The following is a 15,820-nucleotide window of genomic DNA, read 5'->3' on the forward strand; positions in this document are numbered from 1 at the left end:
GTTCACCTGTATGAATAAACACATATGGTTTTTCATACAGTATAAACTGGTTTTTTATCCAGTAAAGAGGTGATGCCGCATTTCAGAATAATTTTTTTGACCAGCCCAGTTTTGAACTCAGTGTATTGAAATAGCTGTAGTTTTTGGGATGAATCAGGTTCAGGTGGTTGGCGCTGCGTCGTATCAGTACATCCTCGCCTTCCTGTATCGGCAGCGCAATCTGGCTGTCACAGCTGATTTCCAGGTCGCTGCGACGCGAGGAAAAGCGCAAACGGATGGTACTGCTGCTGTTGATGACCAGTGGCCGCGCTGACAGCGTATGCGGGAACATCGGCACCAGCACGATTGCTTCGAGTGACGGCGTCAGAATCGGGCCGCCCGCAGAGAGCGAATAGGCGGTCGAGCCGGTGGGTGTCGAAATAATCAGCCCATCCGATCGCTGGGAGAAGGCAAACACTTCATCGATGTAGACTTCAAATTCGATCATGTGCGCGACTTTGCCGGGATGCAGCACCACTTCGTTGATAGCGGAGCCAATGCGCGGCGAGCAGTCAGATTTGCACACCTGCGCTTCCAGCAGAAAGCGGCTCTCGACGAAATAGTTGCCCTGTAGCACCTCATCCAGCTGCTGCTGCGCATTGTCCGGGTCAAGGTCGGTGAGAAAGCCGAGATTACCGCGGTTAATCCCAATCACTTTAATGTCGTAGCGCGCCAGCACCCGCGCTGCGCCCAGCATATTGCCATCACCGCCCACCACGACCGCTAAATCGGCCTGCTGACCAATCTCCGCCAGCGTGCCCGTCTGCACGTCGTGAAGCGACAGCTCCTGCGCAATTTGCTTCTCAACGATCACTTGATAACCTTTGGCTGTCAGCCAGCGCCAGAGCATCTCATGCGTGGTTAACGCGGTGGGATGGCGCGGATGGCCCACAATACCAATGCAGTTAAAGTGTTTGTTCATCTGGTCGGTGTTCCTTATAAGCCAAAACGGTAAGGCAATGTGATAGGTTCCCTTGAATCCGTCATACCAATCCCCATAATAAGCCAACCAGCGAAATGAATGTGCAAAACGCGGAGAAATTCATGAGTAGTAAAGAACAGAACACCCCAAACGAGCAAGTCTCAGACGAAATTCAGCAGGATCAGCAGCAACCTCAGGAAGCGGAGACAGCGGCAGAGGTGGATCCGCGTGATGAGCGTATTGCTCAGCTCGAAGCTGAATTAGCGCAGTCACAGACCGGTGTGCGCGATGCCCAGCTGCGTGCGCAGGCAGAGATTGAGAACATTCGTCGTCGTGCCGAGATGGACGTTGAGAAGGCGCACAAATTTGCGCTTGAGAAGTTTGCCAACGAACTGCTGCCGGTAATCGACAGTCTCGAGCGTGCGCTGGAAGTGGCGAACAAAGAGGATCCACAGCTGGCTTCGATGATTGAAGGGATTGAACTGACCCTGAAAGGCCTGCTGGGCGCCGTGCGTAAATTCGGTGTTGAAGTGGTCGGCGAAACCGGCGTGCCGTTTAACCCGGAAGTGCATCAGGCTATGTCGATGATGGAGTCTGAAGAGTTTGAGCCAAACCATGTCATGCTGGTGATGCAGCGTGGCTATACGCTGAATGGCCGCCTGCTGCGCCCTGCGATGGTTGCGGTTTCTAAAGCGAAAAGCTGATTCAACGCCTGAATCCCGTTACACGGCCGCGCACTGACGCGGCCGTGTGCTTTCTGGCGTTAGTCCGGTAAAACCGGCGTCCAGTCCACCGGCTTTTTACCGGCAGCGCTCAGCAGCTCATTGGTTGTTGAAAAGTGTTTGCAGCCGAAAAAGCCACGGTGCGCGGAGAGCGGCGAGGGATGCGGAGCCTGCAACACGTGATGGCGCTGGCGATCGATAATGCTGCCTTTCTTCTGCGCATGTGAACCCCACAGCAGAAAAATCACCCCTTCACAGTGCTGGTTAATCGCCGCAATCACATTATCCGTAAAGGTCTCCCAGCCAAATCGCGCATGGGAATGCGCTTTGCCCGCCTCAACCGTCAACACGGTGTTCAGCAACATCACGCCCTGTTTTGCCCAGCTCTCAAGAAAGCCATGATTGGGCTTCTGAAAGCCTGGAATATCCTGCATCAGCTCTTTGTAGATATTCTGCAGAGAGGGCGGCACCTGGACGCCGGGCAGTACCGAGAAGGCCAGGCCGTGCGCCTGATGAGGCCCGTGATAGGGATCCTGACCGAGTATCACGACGTTGACGTCGCCCAGTTCCGTCAGGCGAAAGGCGTTGAAGACATCTTTCTGCGGCGGATAGACCGTGACACCTGCGGCGCGTTGATCGGCGACCTGCTTCAGCGTCTCGATAAAATAGGGTTTCTCTTTCTCTTCAGCCAGCACGTCGTGCCAGGTCAGCTTTTCAGCCATGTTTAACTCCCTTAACGTTAGTGCCATAAGCTTAGCGGTTCCTGCCGCTGACCTGAAGGCAAAAATAATTTGAATAATACAAATTAAGTTTAGGTGACAGGGGTATTGAGATCAACGGGTTAGCTTAAAAGCGGCCGGAATGCCTGATTAATATTGATACAGGTCAAAACTGTCCGAGATCAAAGGTGATATACCGGGGCCTCAAATTTGATTTATCCACGTATTACCCGGGAGACGCAATCATGATCACTGGTATCCAGATCACTCAATCAAACAATTCACAACTACTGAACTCCTTCTGGCTGCTGGACGAAGAGAAAGCCGAAGCGCGTTGCCTGTGTGCAAAAGCGGGCTACGAAGAAGATCAGGTTGTCGCCATCAGCGAACTGGGCGAATTCGCTTACCGTGAAGTGCCGGTTGAAATCAAACCTCAGGTACGTGTTGAAGGTGGACAGCATCTGAACGTCAACGTTCTGCGTCGCGAAACGCTGGAAGATGCAGTTAAACATCCTGAAAACTATCCGCAGCTGACTATCCGTGTTTCAGGCTATGCCGTGCGTTTTAACTCACTGACACCTGAGCAGCAGCGCGACGTGATTACCCGTACCTTTACTGAAAGTCTTTGAGCAGCCTGAGTTATCGGTTGCTGAAAATTAGCGCAAAGCGCACACAGCAATTTTTATTAATATTATGAATAAGATAAACAGTTAACTTCCCGGCACGCTGATGCCAGTGTCATGAAGAAAGCGCTCTGGCAGATAAAAGATTGTGAAAGGGCTGTTACTGATTATCAGATAAAAAAAATCGCCTCCTGTGAGGCGATTTTTTTATAGCTGCGATGATTTATTCCGCATTCTCGTTAGCTGGCGTACTGCCGCTTGCCTTGCGGCGTTTGCCGACATTTTTGGCATCACGATGGCGTTTTTTCACACGCGGTTTTTCTGTTTCACTGGCTTTCTGCTCTGCACGCTTCGCCAGAACCTTTTTCGACGGTTTGCCGGTCGTTTTAGCACTTGGTGCCCGCGTCTCAGGACGCAGCTCATCAATCACGCGCGCTTTGATCGGCTCGTTCACATAGCGGGTGATTTTGCCCAGCAGCACGAAATCGTGCGCTTCAACCAGTGAGATGGCGATGCCTTTACGGCCCGCACGACCGGTACGCCCGATGCGGTGCAGATAGGTATCGGCGGTGCGCGTCATGTCATAGTTGAAGACGTGACTGACATCTTCAACGTCAATGCCGCGCGCGGCGATATCCGTCGCAACCAGCACGTTAACGCGGCCTTCACTCAGACGTTTAATCGCTTCGTTACGCTTTGCCTGCACCATTTCGCCTTCAAGATAGCTGCTACGAATCCCCGCTTCGTGCAGCCAGCTCACCAGCTCATGCAGACGTTCACGCTTACGCACGAACACGATGCTGCGCGTCACATCCGGCTGTTTCAGCAGATGGATCAGTAATTTGGTTTTGTGCTGCAGATCGTCAGCGCGGTAGTACCACTGCTGGATCTTTTTGCGCTCACGGCGGCTTGGGTCCGCTTCCAGCTCAACCGGATCGTTCAGCAGACGCTCGGCGAAGTCACGGATATTGTCGCCTTCCAGCGTGGCAGAGAACAGCAGGGTTTGCTTGCGCCAGCGCGTTTCAGCCGCGATGGTTTCGATATCCTGGGCAAAGCCCATATCGAGCATGCGGTCCGCTTCATCCAGCACCAGGGTTTCTACTGCGCGGCAGTCAAAGTTCTCTTCTTTGATGTACTGCAGCAGACGGCCGGTGGTGGCGACCACGATGTCCTGGTTTTCGCTGAACACTTCGGCATGGTTCATATAGGCCACGCCGCCGGTGATGGTGGCGATGTCCAGATGGGTATGTTTCGCCAGCTCACGCGCATGATCGGCGACCTGCATCGCCAGTTCGCGGGTCGGGGTCACAATCAGGATGCGTGGCGGGCCAGATTTCTTACGCGGAAAATCAAGGAGGTGCTGCAACGCCGGTAACAGATACGCGGCGGTTTTCCCGGTCCCTGTAGGTGCCGAACCCAGAACGTCACGGCCCTCCAGCGCGGGCGGAATTGCAGCAGCCTGGATCACTGTTGGGCGCGTAAAGCCTTTTTCCTGCAACGCTTGTAGCAGGCTTTCGTCGAGTTCGAGTTCGGAAAATGTGGTTACTGTCATGGTCTACCTCAGTTTGGGGCGCTGATTATAGACAGATCAGACTGAATCTTCATCTGTTAATCCGTTTCGGCTGCGCCTGGGGTTGTCTGCCGCGTGAATTCCCTCTGTTGTCACGTTACACTCATGCGCTGCCGTACGGCAGGAAAAAAACGATGGTAGTGACGAATGATGCAGGATAAGCCGCGTGAACGGCCACAGTTAAACAAGAACGGTTTTACCTTTAAACAATTTTTTGTCGCGCACGATCGCTGTGCGATGAAAGTGGGCACCGATGCCATTCTGCTTGGGGCCTGGGCACCGGTTGCCGGGGTAAAACGTATTCTGGATATTGGCAGCGGCAGCGGGCTTATCGCGCTGATGCTGGCGCAGCGTACGCCATCGCCGGTCAACATCGATGCGGTCGAGCTAGAACCGGAAGCCGCGCTTCAGGCGCAGGAGAATGTGCAGCAGTCGCCGTGGCCTGAACGTATTCAGGTTCATCAGCGTGATATCGCCGACTGGGCCGAACAGTGCGATAAACGTTACTCGCTAATCGTCAGCAATCCGCCTTATTTTGCGCCTGGCGTGGCCTGTTCGACAGCGGCACGGGACAGCGCCCGTGCCACGGCCTCGCTCGATCATCAGACACTGTTACGCAGTGCTGCATTATTGATTGAAGAAGAGGGGATGTTCTGCGTGGTGCTGCCCACCGCGACCGGCCAGGAATTCATCGCCCTGGCGCAGGCGGATGGCTGGCATCTGCGTTTCCGGCTGGACGTGGCGGAATATGCCCATCGTCCGCCACACCGCGTTCTGCTGGGGCTGTCGCCGCAGGCCGGGGAAACCCTGCTGGAGCGCCTTGCTATCCGTACGCCGGACACCCGCTATTCTGATGAGTGGTGTAGCCTGACGCGGGAGTTCTACCTTTTTATGTAGTCCGGCGGCGTCAGGATGGTTGGCCGCGCCTCGGGCAGTAAATCCGGGTAGTCGCGGATATAGTGCAGGCCGCGACTCTCTTTTCGCTCCAGCGCACAGCGCACCATCAGGTCAGCGACCTGCACCAGATTCCGTAGCTCCAGCAGGTTATTAGAGAGGCGGAAATGACGATAATATTCATCGATCTCCTGCTGAAGCAGGTTGATGCGGCGCAGCGCCCGCTCCAGTCGGCGGGTCGTGCGGACGATTCCCATGTAATCCCACATGAATAACCGTAGCTCGTGCCAGTTATGCTGGATCACCACGCGCTCATCGGCGTCATCGACCTGGCTTTCATCCCATGCGGGTAGCGCAGTAACGGCTTCGATGGCCGGCAGGGTGCGAATCAGCTCCTCTGCAGCGGACCAGCCATAAACCAGACACTCCAGCAGCGAATTGGATGCCATGCGGTTAGCGCCATGCAGGCCGGTATAACTCACCTCACCGATGGCATAGAGGCCACTGACGTCGGTCTGGCCGTGCTGATCAACGACTACGCCGCCACAGGTATAGTGCGCGGCAGGCACAATCGGGATGGGTTCTTTGGTGAGGTCAAAGCCAAAGGTCAGCAACTTCTCATAGATCATCGGGAAGTGCGCGCGAACAAACTCCTCAGGCTGGTGGCTGATATCCAGATACATACAGTCAACGCCCAGCCGCTTCATCTCATGATCGATGGCCCGGGCGACGATATCGCGCGGGGCGAGTTCGGCACGCTCATCGAAATCGGGCATGAAACGGCTGCCATCGGGACGCAACAGCCAGGCACCTTCTCCGCGTAACGCTTCGGTTAACAGGAAATTCTGCGCCTGCGGATGAAACAGGCAGGTCGGGTGGAACTGGTTAAATTCCAGATTGGCAACCCGGCAGCCGGCACGCCAGGCCATTGCGATCCCGTCACCGGAGGCGATGTCGGGGTTAGTCGTATATTGATAGACCTTGGCGGCACCACCGGTTGCAACCACCACGGCCCGTGCCCGACAGGTTTCCACCTGTTCGCGATTACGGTTCCAGATCCACGCGCCTACTACACGGCGTGGGCCTGGCAGGCCGATTTTATCTGAAAGAATCAGATCGACCGCGTTGGTGCGTTCCAGAATCCGGATGTTGGGATGGCTCAACGCCTGGCTTACCAGCGTCGTTTCAACCGCATGGCCTGTGGCGTCAGCGCTGTGCAGGATACGGCGATGACTGTGGCCGCCTTCCCGCGTCAGGTGATAACGCATGTCGCCGGCCGCCTGCGGATCGAGATCAAAGGCGACACCGTTGTCGATCAGCCACTGCACGCAATGCCGGGCATTACTGGCGATAAACGAGACGGCTTCACGGTCGCATAATCCTGCTCCGGCAATCAGCGTATCTTCGATGTGTGACTCGATGCTGTCAGTCTCATCAAATACCGCAGCAATACCGCCCTGGGCGTAAAGGGTTGACCCCTCATTGACCTGCGCTTTACTGAGAACTGTCACCTGGTACTGTTTTGCCAGCCGTAACGCCAGCGACAGGCCAGCAGCACCGCTGCCCACAATGAGTACATCACACTGATAATCCGGGTTCGCATTCATCATAATGTTTAATTTACTAAACAAGAATAGGGCTGAGCATAAGCGCAATGGGGGTTGCTGTGAAGTATTTTAAACATCTGGCGCAGGTTTTTGTCTGATGATTTCCCAAAGTTACTTAATATCAGTGAGTTAAAACCGGACTGCTTTTGGCGCGGTTTTTTATAGCAAACTTATTAAACCTAAAGGATTTAATGATGAAAAAGCTGTTGTCATAGGTTACTCTGCCTGCGATTTACGCTCCTTACACTGAACGAAAACGAAGAACCTGTGTAATGTCCATCGGAGCGGTAAATATCAGGGCGAGAAGTGAACTTCGCACCACATCACAACTCTAAGCGCATGCTTGCTCAGAACCATGAGATGTGCTGGCAGTTACTTTATGCGTATGAAAAATTTGGGGAGACATTACCTCGGATGAGCGAGCAGTTGACGGACCAGGTCCTTGTCGAGCGCGTACAGAAGGGAGATCAAAAAGCTTTCAACTTACTGGTGATTCGTTACCAGCATAAAGTGGCGAGCCTGGTTTCACGCTATGTTCCCTCGGGCGACGTACCTGATGTAGTACAGGAATCGTTTATTAAAGCGTATCGCGCACTGGATTCATTCCGGGGCGATAGCGCGTTTTATACCTGGCTGTACCGCATTGCGGTAAATACAGCGAAAAATTACCTGGTTGCTCAGGGGCGTCGTCCGCCATCCAGCGATGTGGATGCTATTGACGCAGAAAATTTCGAAAGTGCGGGTGCATTAAAAGAAATTTCGAACCCTGAGAACTTAATGTTGTCAGAAGAATTGAAACAAATTGTCTTTCGTACCATCGAGGCGCTACCCGAGGACTTGCGTATGGCAATCACCCTCAGGGAACTGGACGGTCTGAGTTATGAAGAGATCGCCGTCATTATGGATTGCCCGGTAGGCACTGTTCGATCACGTATCTTTCGTGCGCGAGAGGCCATTGATAACAAAGTTCAACCGCTTATCCAACGTCAGTGATAACGGCTACTGGAAGGGTACATAGGCATGCAGAAAGAAAAACTTTCCGCTTTAATGGATGGTGAGACCTTAGATAACGAGCTGTTTTCCGCCTTGTCTAAGGACGCAGAATTACAGAAAAGCTGGGCAAGCTATCATCTCATTCGCGACACCATGCGCGGTGATGTGGGCGATGTCCTGCATTTTGATATTTCTGCGCGCGTCGCTGCTGCCATCGAAAAAGAACCGTTGCGTACGGTTACAACGCTGATCCCTGAAGCTCAGCCAGAACCTTCCCGCTGGGAAAAAATGCCGTTCTGGAAAAAAGCGCGCCCGTGGGCTGCGCAACTGACCCAGGTCGGTGTCGCTGCCTGTGTTTCACTGGCCGTGATCGTAGGCGTTCAGCACTATAACCAGCCAGAGGGCAGCGCCACGCAGACCTCTGACTCTCCGGTGTTCAATACGATGCCGATGATGGGCAAAGCGTCTCCGGTGAGCCTGGGCGTGCCGTCTGATGCATTTGACACCAACAGTTCTAACCAGCAGGTTCAGGACCAGCGTCGTCGCGTAAATGCCATGCTGCAGGATTACGAACTGCAACGTCGCCTGCACGCTGACCAGCTGCAGTTTGAAACCACTGCGCCAAAACAGGCGCAGGTTGATGTTCCCGGAAACCAATCATTAGGACAGCAACAGCAGTAATGAAGCCGCTTTGGTATGCTGTTAGCCTGCTGACAGGCAGCCTGTTGTGGTCATCTGCCGCCCCGGCGCAACCTTCTGCGTCCGGGGCGCTATTGCAGCAGATGGAGCAGGCAAGTCAGAACCTCAACTACGAATTCGCCTATATCAACGTTTCCCGCATCGGCATCGAATCGCTGCGTTATCGTCATGCTGTAATCGATAACCGGATATTCGCGCAGCTGTTGCAGATGGACGGGCCACGTCGGGAAGTCATCCAGCGCGGCAACGATATCAGTTACTTCGAACCCGGCCTCGATCCCTTTTCGCTACCCGGCAATCACATTATCGATGCTTTGCCGTCGGTGATTTTTGCTGACTTCACCAAGCTCGCCACAGCCTATGATTTTATTACCGTAGGCCGCTCGCGCATTGCCGATCAGATGTGTGATGTGTTGCGCATCGTTTCACGCGATGGCACCCGTTACAGCTATGTGGTCTGGCTGGATGTGGACACCAAGCTGCCGCTGCGCATCGACCTGCTCGATCGTGATGGCGAAACGCTGGAGCAGTTCCGCGTCATCAGCTTTGCAGTGGACGAAGGGGTGCGTAATCTGATGCAGGGGCTGGAGAAAGCCAATCTGCCTCCGTCGCTTTCCGTGCCGAAAGGGGATGCGGTCACGCTCACCTGGCAGCCTGGCTGGATACCTGCCGGTATGTCGCTGGTGTCGCAGAATCGTCGCACGCTACCCGGTCTGAACAAAAATATGGAATCGAAGCTCTACAGCGATGGCCTGTTTAGTTTCGCGATCAACGTGACGCCGGCCGATAAAACCAGCACAACGCAGACATTGCGCACTGGGCGTCGTACGGTACAGACCGTTGTGCGCAATAATAGCGAAATAGCGGTGATCGGCGAATTACCGCCCTCTACCGCAAAACGTATTGCGGACAGCATCGACCTGGGGTCACAAAAATGATGAGAGAATGGGCCACCGTGGTGGCATGGCAGGATGGCATCGCCACGCTGCACACCGAAGCTAAAACCTCCTGCAACAGCTGCCAGGCGCGTAAAGGCTGTGGCAGCCATATGCTGAATAAGCTCGGTCCGAAGAATGCCCACGTGATGCAAATCGCCAGCAGCAAGCCGCTGCAGCCGGGGCAGCGGATCGAACTCGGTATCAAAGAGAGCAGCCTGCTGGGTTCAGCGTTGCTGGTCTACATGACGCCGCTGTTTGGCCTGTTCCTGGTTTCCGGGCTGTTTCAGGCGCTGTTCAGCAGCGATCTGGCCGCCGCCTGCGGTGCGCTGCTGGGCGGCATCGGGGGTTTTATTGTCGCCAAAGGCGTTTCAATGAAATTCGGCGATCGGGAAGCCTTTCAGCCGGTCATTCTGAACATCGCCTTGCCTCCCGATGCGCTGCGTGTTGAAAGCGAAGCGTAACGCACGTCCAGGCCGCGCATCCCGCGGCCTTTGTCTGTTCTGCCTCGCGCAGATATCTGTTTCGCTTCCACCACGTTCCATTCTTTTATGCGCGGCGTTAACAGTGTAATATGCGTCGTCATTAATGAGGCTGACAGGATTGTGGGTAAAGAGCGATCTTCCTGAATGTGTCTGTGCTCAGGTTTTCAACTGAATTTTAAGCGAAGATATCCCAATAAATGAAGCACATAAGAAATTTCTCCATCATCGCTCATATCGACCATGGCAAATCTACGCTCTCTGACCGCCTGATTCAGATTTGCGGCGGCCTCACCGCTCGTGAAATGGCTGCGCAGGTTCTTGACTCTATGGATCTGGAGCGCGAGCGTGGCATCACCATCAAAGCACAGAGCGTCACACTCGATTATCACGCGAAAGACGGCCAAACTTACCAGCTCAATTTCATCGATACCCCAGGCCACGTAGACTTCTCCTATGAAGTTTCCCGCTCACTGGCCGCCTGCGAAGGCGCGCTGCTCGTGGTGGATGCCGGTCAGGGTGTTGAAGCGCAGACACTGGCGAACTGCTACACCGCGATGGAGATGGATCTGGAAGTGGTGCCGGTTCTGAACAAAATTGACCTGCCCGCTGCCGATCCCGATCGCGCCGCGCAGGAAATTGAAGATATCGTCGGCATTGATGCAACTGACGCGGTGCGCTGCTCAGCTAAAACCGGCGTCGGCGTTCCGGAAGTGCTGGAACGCTTAGTGCGCGACATTCCGCCGCCAGAAGGCGATCCGGAAGCGCCGCTGCAGGCACTGATTATCGACTCCTGGTTCGATAACTACCTTGGTGTTGTTTCCCTGGTGCGCGTGAAAAACGGCACCATGCGCAAAGGCGACAAGATCAAAGTCCTGAGCACCGGTCAGGTTTATAACGCTGACCGCCTGGGTATCTTCACCCCGAAACGGGTTGATCGTAATGAGCTGAACTGCGGTGAAGTAGGCTGGCTGGTCTGCGCCATTAAAGATATCCTCGGCGCACCCGTGGGCGATACGCTGACTACCGCACGTAACCCGGCAGACAAAGCGCTGCCAGGCTTTAAAAAAGTGAAGCCGCAGGTTTACGCCGGTCTGTTCCCAATCAGCTCTGACGACTATGAAGCGTTCCGTGATGCGCTCGGTAAGCTGAGCCTGAACGACGCCTCGCTGTTCTATGAGCCAGAAAGCTCAACGGCGCTGGGCTTTGGTTTCCGCTGCGGCTTCCTCGGTCTGCTGCACATGGAGATCATCCAGGAGCGTCTGGAGCGCGAATACGATCTCGATCTGATCACTACCGCACCGACGGTGGTGTATGAAGTCGTGACCACCAGCGGCGAAATCGTTCATGTCGACAGCCCATCCAAGCTGCCGGCACTGAACAATATCGAAGAGCTGCGTGAACCGATTGCCGAATGTCACATGCTGCTGCCGCAGGAGTATCTGGGCAACGTCATCACGCTCTGTATTGAGAAGCGTGGCGTGCAGACCAACATGGTTTACCACGGCAACCAGGTGGCACTGACTTACGAAATTCCGATGGCTGAAGTGGTACTCGACTTCTTTGACCGTCTGAAATCAACCTCGCGCGGTTATGCCTCGCTGGATTACAACTTTAAACGTTTCCAGCCTTCAGACATGGTACGCGTCGACGTACTGATTAACTCTGAGCGTGTGGATGCGCTGGCGCTGATTACCCACCGTGACAACGCGCCTTATCGCGGACGCGATCTGGTTGAGAAAATGAAAGAGCTCATCCCGCGTCAGCAGTTTGATATTGCGATTCAGGCTGCCATTGGCAACCACATTATCGCGCGTTCAACGGTGAAACAGCTGCGTAAAAACGTTCTCGCCAAGTGTTATGGCGGTGACGTCAGCCGTAAGAAGAAACTGTTGCAGAAGCAGAAAGATGGTAAGAAGCGAATGAAGCAGGTTGGTAACGTTGAGCTGCCACAGGAAGCGTTCCTCGCCATTCTGCATGTCGGTAAGGACAGCAAATAAGGATTTCCAATGGCTAATATGTTCGCCCTGATTCTGGCGATAGCGACGCTGATTACTGGCATCGTATGGGTAATTGATCGTTTTAAATGGGCACCCGCGCGTCGCGCGAAACAGGCTGAGGCTCAGGCCCAGACCGGTAACGCGCTCGACAGCAAAACGCTGGCGAAGGTCGCTGCAAAGCCAGGCTGGGTTGAAACGACCGCATCCGTGTTCCCGGTGCTGGCCGTGGTTTTCATCGTGCGTTCGTTTATCTACGAACCATTCCAGATTCCCTCTGGCTCGATGATGCCGACGCTGCTGATTGGTGATTTTATCCTGGTGGAGAAGTTTGCTTACGGCATCAAGGATCCGATCACCCAGACGACGCTGATCCCAACCGGTCAGCCGAAGCGCGGCGATATCGCGGTATTTAAATACCCGAAAGATCCGAGCCTGGATTACATTAAGCGCGTTATCGGCCTGCCGGGCGACAAAGTCATTTATGATCCTTACAGCAAAACGCTGACGGTGAAACCGACCTGCTCCGATGATAAAGCCTGTGACACAGCGTTAGCGGTGACTTACACCGACGTTGAGCCTAGCAAATTTGTTCAGACCTTTAGCGGCTTTGATGGCAACGAAACCGGCAACGGTTTTTATCAGGTGCCGCAGGGCGATACCCTGCGCGGTGGTTTGCGCCTGGGAACCCGCAAAGAGACAATCGGTAACGTGACGCATGACATTCTGCTGGTAAACGAAGCGCAGAGTCAGGCAGGCATGTATTATCAGCAGCCGGGTCAGCCGCAGGCGAGCTGGGTCGTGCCGAAAGGGCAATACTTCATGATGGGCGACAACCGTGATAACAGCGCCGACAGCCGCTACTGGGGCTTTGTCCCGGAGCGTAATCTGGTCGGTAAAGCGGTCGCTATCTGGATGAGCTTTGAGAAACAAGAAGGCCAGTGGCCAACCGGCGTGCGATTCAGTCGCATCGGTGGTATCCACTAACATTATTGTCTGATTAACAGGCAAATCGGGTGGCCTCCTCAGGGAGGCCACTGCACACCAAACGGAACGTGTTGGATTACCAGCCCCGTTTGGTATGCAGAGTCACAGACGCAACAAAGAACTGGAATCGCATGAACCCCATCCTGATTAACAAGCTTCAGCGCAAACTGGGCTACACTTTTACTCATTCGGAACTGTTACAGCAGGCCCTGACTCACCGCAGCGCCAGCAGTAAGCACAACGAACGCCTGGAATTTCTTGGCGATTCTATTCTTAGCTATGTGATTGCTAATGCCCTTTATCACCGCTTCCCGCGGGTTGATGAAGGTGACATGAGCCGCATGCGCGCCACGCTGGTGAGGGGCAACACGCTGGCTGAAATGGCTCGCGAATTTGATCTTGGCGAGTGCCTGCGCCTGGGACCCGGTGAGCTGAAAAGCGGCGGTTTCCGTCGTGAATCGATCCTGGCGGATACGGTGGAAGCGCTGATTGGCGGTATCTTCCTCGACAGCAGTATTGAGCGGGTAGAGCAGCTGATCCTCGACTGGTATCAGACCCGCCTCGACGAAATCAGTCCTGGCGACAAACAAAAAGATCCGAAAACGCGTCTGCAGGAGTATCTGCAGGGACGTCATCTGCCGCTGCCAAGTTATCTGGTGGTACAGGTACGTGGCGAAGCCCACGATCAGGAATTCACCATTCACTGTCAGGTGAGTGGCATGGCCGAGCCGGTTGTCGGCGTCGGCTCCAGCCGTCGTAAAGCTGAGCAGGCAGCGGCTGAACAGGCACTGATAAAATTAGGTCTTGAATAGATCTGTCGGGGTGACAGTGCCGGAACCGGCACTGACCATTAACCTGACACTCTATCCCGGCGTCAGAAGACGCTGAATGACACATGACTCAAATAGCACTCTTTCGGCGCCGCATCAGGCGCTGAACAATTCAGGACTCGAATGAGCGAAAACGTTACTTATTGCGGCTTTGTCGCGATTGTTGGCCGACCAAACGTCGGTAAATCCACCTTACTGAACCAGTTGCTGGGGCAGAAGGTGTCGATCACCTCGCGTAAGCCGCAAACCACGCGCCACCGCATCATGGGCATTCATACCGAAGGCGAATATCAGGCGATCTACGTCGATACTCCCGGTCTGCACATGGAAGAGAAGCGCGCCATTAACCGTCTGATGAACCGCGCAGCCAGCAGTTCCATTGGCGACGTTGAACTGGTGATCTTCGTGGTTGAAGGCACCCGCTGGACGCCCGATGATGAGATGGTGTTGGGCAAACTGCGCGACAATAAAGTGCCGGTGGTGCTGGCGATCAATAAGGTCGATAACATCCAGGATAAAAGCATTCTGCTGCCGCATCTGCAGTTCCTGAGCCAGCAGATGAACTTCCTCGATATCGTGCCTATTTCCGCTGAGAGCGGCAAAAACGTCGATACCATTGCGGCGATTACCCGCAAGCATCTGCCGCAGGCCGATCATCACTTCCCGGAAGATTACATCACCGACCGCTCACAGCGTTTCATGGCGTCAGAGATGATCCGTGAAAAACTGATGCGCTTCCTGGGTGCTGAACTGCCTTACTCCGTTACGGTTGAGATCGAGCGCTTCGTGACCAACGAACGTGGCGGTTACGACATTCACGGTCTGATTCTGGTTGAGCGCGAAGGGCAGAAGAAGATGGTGATTGGCAACAAAGGCGCCAAAATCAAAGTCATCGGAACAGAAGCGCGCAGAGACATGGAAGAGATGTTCGAAGCGAAAGTGCATCTCGAACTGTGGGTGAAAGTGAAATCCGGCTGGGCAGATGACGAACGTGCGCTGCGCAGCCTGGGTTATACAGACGATCTCTGATTCAATGGAAGGCTGGCAACGCGCCTTTGTGCTGCATAGTCGCCCCTTCAGCGAAACCAGTCTGCTGCTCGACCTGTTCAGCGAAAGCGAAGGGCGGGTGCGGGTTCTGGCCAAGGGCGCACGTTCGCGGCGCTCGCAGCTGAAGGGGGCGTTACAGCCTTTTACCCCGCTGCTGGTTCGCTGGAGCGGGCGCGGGGAAGTCAAAACCCTGCGCAATGCCGAAGCGGTGTCGCTGGCCTTACCGCTCAGCGGCATCACGCTCTACTGCGGTCTCTACGTCAATGAGCTGGTCTCTCGCGTATTGCAGCAGGAATTCCCCTTCTCAGAACTCTTCTTCGACTATCTCAACTGCCTTCAGGCATTAGCCTCAACGCACGGCAAGCCCGAACCGGCACTGCGACGTTTTGAACTGGCGCTGCTCGGTCACCTGGGTTATGGCGTCGATTTCCTGCACTGTGCCGGCAGCGGCGAGCCGGTCAGCGACAACATGACCTACAGCTACCGCGAAGAGCGCGGCTTTATTGCCAGCCTGGTGGTCAATCAGCGCAGCTTTACCGGCCGCGAGTTGCGCGCCCTGTGCGAGCGAGAGTTTCCCGATGCCGACACCCTGCGCGCCGCGAAGCGGTTTACCCGCATCGCCCTGAAGCCCTATCTTGGTGGCAAGCCGCTGAAGAGTCAGGAGCTGTTCCGCCAGTTTATCCCGAAGAAAAAGCCTGAACAGGCAGAAGAATAGCGCGGGTCGTACCGCCTGTTTCACTTTGCGCGGTACACT

General features: G+C 54.7%; 16 protein-coding genes. 12 read left to right on the plus strand and 4 right to left on the minus strand.

Going from position 1 to position 15,820, the window contains the following annotated elements; translation table 11 throughout:
• Positions 1 to 82 precede the first annotated feature (82 nt).
• Positions 83 to 961 (minus strand): NAD(+) kinase, encoded by an 879-nt coding sequence (gene nadK / locus ACX8ZY_RS05400; RefSeq protein WP_010257685.1) that lies wholly within the window; start codon positions 959 to 961, stop codon positions 83 to 85.
• Between the two features lie 122 nt (positions 962 to 1,083).
• On the opposite strand from nadK, the gene grpE reads away from it, so the two are divergent.
• Entirely contained in the window at positions 1,084 to 1,665 is a 582-nt protein-coding gene (grpE, locus tag ACX8ZY_RS05405; RefSeq protein ID WP_010257683.1) for a nucleotide exchange factor GrpE, read from the plus strand.
• 59 nt (positions 1,666 to 1,724) lie between these two features.
• Here the strand turns inward: grpE and ung are convergent, their stop codons facing one another.
• Positions 1,725 to 2,405 carry a uracil-DNA glycosylase gene (ung, locus tag ACX8ZY_RS05410; protein WP_010257681.1) on the minus strand — a complete coding sequence of 227 codons (681 nt, stop codon included), beginning with the start codon at positions 2,403 to 2,405 and terminating at the stop codon, positions 1,725 to 1,727.
• Positions 2,406 to 2,647: 242 nt separating this feature from the next.
• Between ung and grcA the strand changes: the two genes are divergently transcribed.
• Positions 2,648 to 3,031, plus strand: a complete 384-nt coding sequence (gene grcA, locus ACX8ZY_RS05415; protein WP_010672180.1) for an autonomous glycyl radical cofactor GrcA — start codon at positions 2,648 to 2,650, stop codon at positions 3,029 to 3,031.
• A 217-nt stretch (positions 3,032 to 3,248) separates the two neighbouring features.
• On the opposite strand, the gene srmB is transcribed toward grcA, so the two are convergent.
• The gene (gene srmB, locus ACX8ZY_RS05420) at positions 3,249 to 4,577 is read right to left on the minus strand and encodes an ATP-dependent RNA helicase SrmB (RefSeq protein ID WP_010257676.1); all 1,329 of its coding nucleotides are present in this window, start codon (positions 4,575 to 4,577) and stop codon (positions 3,249 to 3,251) included.
• 165 nt (positions 4,578 to 4,742) lie between these two features.
• Here srmB and trmN point away from each other — a divergent pair, with 165 nt between their 5' ends.
• Positions 4,743 to 5,492: a tRNA(1)(Val) (adenine(37)-N(6))-methyltransferase TrmN gene (trmN, locus tag ACX8ZY_RS05425; RefSeq protein ID WP_061703688.1), complete on the plus strand. Its 750-nt coding sequence runs from the start codon at positions 4,743 to 4,745 to the stop codon at positions 5,490 to 5,492.
• On the opposite strand, the gene nadB is transcribed toward trmN, so the two are convergent.
• Positions 5,477 to 7,096, minus strand: a complete 1,620-nt coding sequence (gene nadB, locus ACX8ZY_RS05430) for an L-aspartate oxidase (protein ID WP_010671303.1) — start codon at positions 7,094 to 7,096, stop codon at positions 5,477 to 5,479. The genes trmN and nadB overlap by 16 nt on opposite strands.
• 414 nt (positions 7,097 to 7,510) lie before the next feature.
• On the opposite strand from nadB, the gene rpoE reads away from it, so the two are divergent.
• The 9 genes from rpoE to recO all read left to right on the plus strand — a co-directional run bounded on the left by rpoE (position 7,511) and on the right by recO (position 15,781).
• Entirely contained in the window at positions 7,511 to 8,089 is a 579-nt protein-coding gene (rpoE, locus tag ACX8ZY_RS05435; protein WP_010257669.1) for an RNA polymerase sigma factor RpoE, read from the plus strand.
• Positions 8,090 to 8,116: 27 nt separating this feature from the next.
• The gene (gene rseA / locus ACX8ZY_RS05440; RefSeq protein WP_010257667.1) at positions 8,117 to 8,770 is read left to right on the plus strand and encodes an anti-sigma-E factor RseA; all 654 of its coding nucleotides are present in this window, start codon (positions 8,117 to 8,119) and stop codon (positions 8,768 to 8,770) included.
• On the plus strand, positions 8,770 to 9,726 hold the full coding sequence (gene rseB / locus ACX8ZY_RS05445) for a sigma-E factor regulatory protein RseB (RefSeq protein WP_137244784.1): 957 nt from the start codon (positions 8,770 to 8,772) through the stop codon (positions 9,724 to 9,726). The genes rseA and rseB overlap by 1 nt, the downstream gene beginning before the upstream one ends.
• Positions 9,723 to 10,187, plus strand: a complete 465-nt coding sequence (gene rseC / locus ACX8ZY_RS05450; protein ID WP_010257664.1) for a SoxR-reducing system protein RseC — start codon at positions 9,723 to 9,725, stop codon at positions 10,185 to 10,187. Before rseB ends, rseC begins: the two co-directional genes overlap by 4 nt.
• A gap of 218 nt (positions 10,188 to 10,405) precedes the next feature.
• Positions 10,406 to 12,205: a translation elongation factor 4 gene (gene lepA / locus ACX8ZY_RS05455; RefSeq protein ID WP_010257661.1), complete on the plus strand. Its 1,800-nt coding sequence runs from the start codon at positions 10,406 to 10,408 to the stop codon at positions 12,203 to 12,205.
• Positions 12,206 to 12,214: 9 nt separating this feature from the next.
• Positions 12,215 to 13,189, plus strand: coding sequence for a signal peptidase I (lepB, locus tag ACX8ZY_RS05460; protein WP_207254050.1), 975 nt, complete (start codon positions 12,215 to 12,217; stop codon positions 13,187 to 13,189).
• Between the two features lie 131 nt (positions 13,190 to 13,320).
• Positions 13,321 to 14,001: a ribonuclease III gene (gene rnc, locus ACX8ZY_RS05465; protein ID WP_010257656.1), complete on the plus strand. Its 681-nt coding sequence runs from the start codon at positions 13,321 to 13,323 to the stop codon at positions 13,999 to 14,001.
• 141 nt (positions 14,002 to 14,142) lie between these two features.
• Positions 14,143 to 15,048: a GTPase Era gene (gene era, locus ACX8ZY_RS05470; protein WP_010257653.1), complete on the plus strand. Its 906-nt coding sequence runs from the start codon at positions 14,143 to 14,145 to the stop codon at positions 15,046 to 15,048.
• Positions 15,049 to 15,052: 4 nt separating this feature from the next.
• Positions 15,053 to 15,781, plus strand: coding sequence for a DNA repair protein RecO (gene recO, locus ACX8ZY_RS05475; protein ID WP_010257651.1), 729 nt, complete (start codon positions 15,053 to 15,055; stop codon positions 15,779 to 15,781).
• Positions 15,782 to 15,820: the final 39 nt, after the last annotated feature.

The sequence above is a fragment of the Pantoea sp. XAF26B01_ASV70 genome (assembly GCF_054512635.1).

Bases quoted from the DNA above. Each gene is read 5' to 3' on its own strand.
- grpE (WP_010257683.1), top strand. From the start codon at position 1,084: ATGAGTAGTAAAGAACAGAACACCCCAAACGAGCAAGTCTCAGACGAA.
- rseB (WP_137244784.1), top strand. From the start codon at position 8,770: ATGAAGCCGCTTTGGTATGCTGTTAGCCTGCTGACAGGCAGCCTGTTG.
- rpoE (WP_010257669.1), top strand. From the start codon at position 7,511: ATGAGCGAGCAGTTGACGGACCAGGTCCTTGTCGAGCGCGTACAGAAG.
- lepB (WP_207254050.1), top strand. From the start codon at position 12,215: ATGGCTAATATGTTCGCCCTGATTCTGGCGATAGCGACGCTGATTACT.
- nadB (WP_010671303.1), bottom strand. From the start codon at position 7,096: ATGAATGCGAACCCGGATTATCAGTGTGATGTACTCATTGTGGGCAGC.
- rnc (WP_010257656.1), top strand. From the start codon at position 13,321: ATGAACCCCATCCTGATTAACAAGCTTCAGCGCAAACTGGGCTACACT.
- srmB (WP_010257676.1), bottom strand. From the start codon at position 4,577: ATGACAGTAACCACATTTTCCGAACTCGAACTCGACGAAAGCCTGCTA.
- recO (WP_010257651.1), top strand. From the start codon at position 15,053: ATGGAAGGCTGGCAACGCGCCTTTGTGCTGCATAGTCGCCCCTTCAGC.
- grcA (WP_010672180.1), top strand. From the start codon at position 2,648: ATGATCACTGGTATCCAGATCACTCAATCAAACAATTCACAACTACTG.
- era (WP_010257653.1), top strand. From the start codon at position 14,143: ATGAGCGAAAACGTTACTTATTGCGGCTTTGTCGCGATTGTTGGCCGA.
- trmN (WP_061703688.1), top strand. From the start codon at position 4,743: ATGATGCAGGATAAGCCGCGTGAACGGCCACAGTTAAACAAGAACGGT.
- nadK (WP_010257685.1), bottom strand. From the start codon at position 961: ATGAACAAACACTTTAACTGCATTGGTATTGTGGGCCATCCGCGCCAT.
- ung (WP_010257681.1), bottom strand. From the start codon at position 2,405: ATGGCTGAAAAGCTGACCTGGCACGACGTGCTGGCTGAAGAGAAAGAG.
- rseC (WP_010257664.1), top strand. From the start codon at position 9,723: ATGATGAGAGAATGGGCCACCGTGGTGGCATGGCAGGATGGCATCGCC.
- rseA (WP_010257667.1), top strand. From the start codon at position 8,117: ATGCAGAAAGAAAAACTTTCCGCTTTAATGGATGGTGAGACCTTAGAT.
- lepA (WP_010257661.1), top strand. From the start codon at position 10,406: ATGAAGCACATAAGAAATTTCTCCATCATCGCTCATATCGACCATGGC.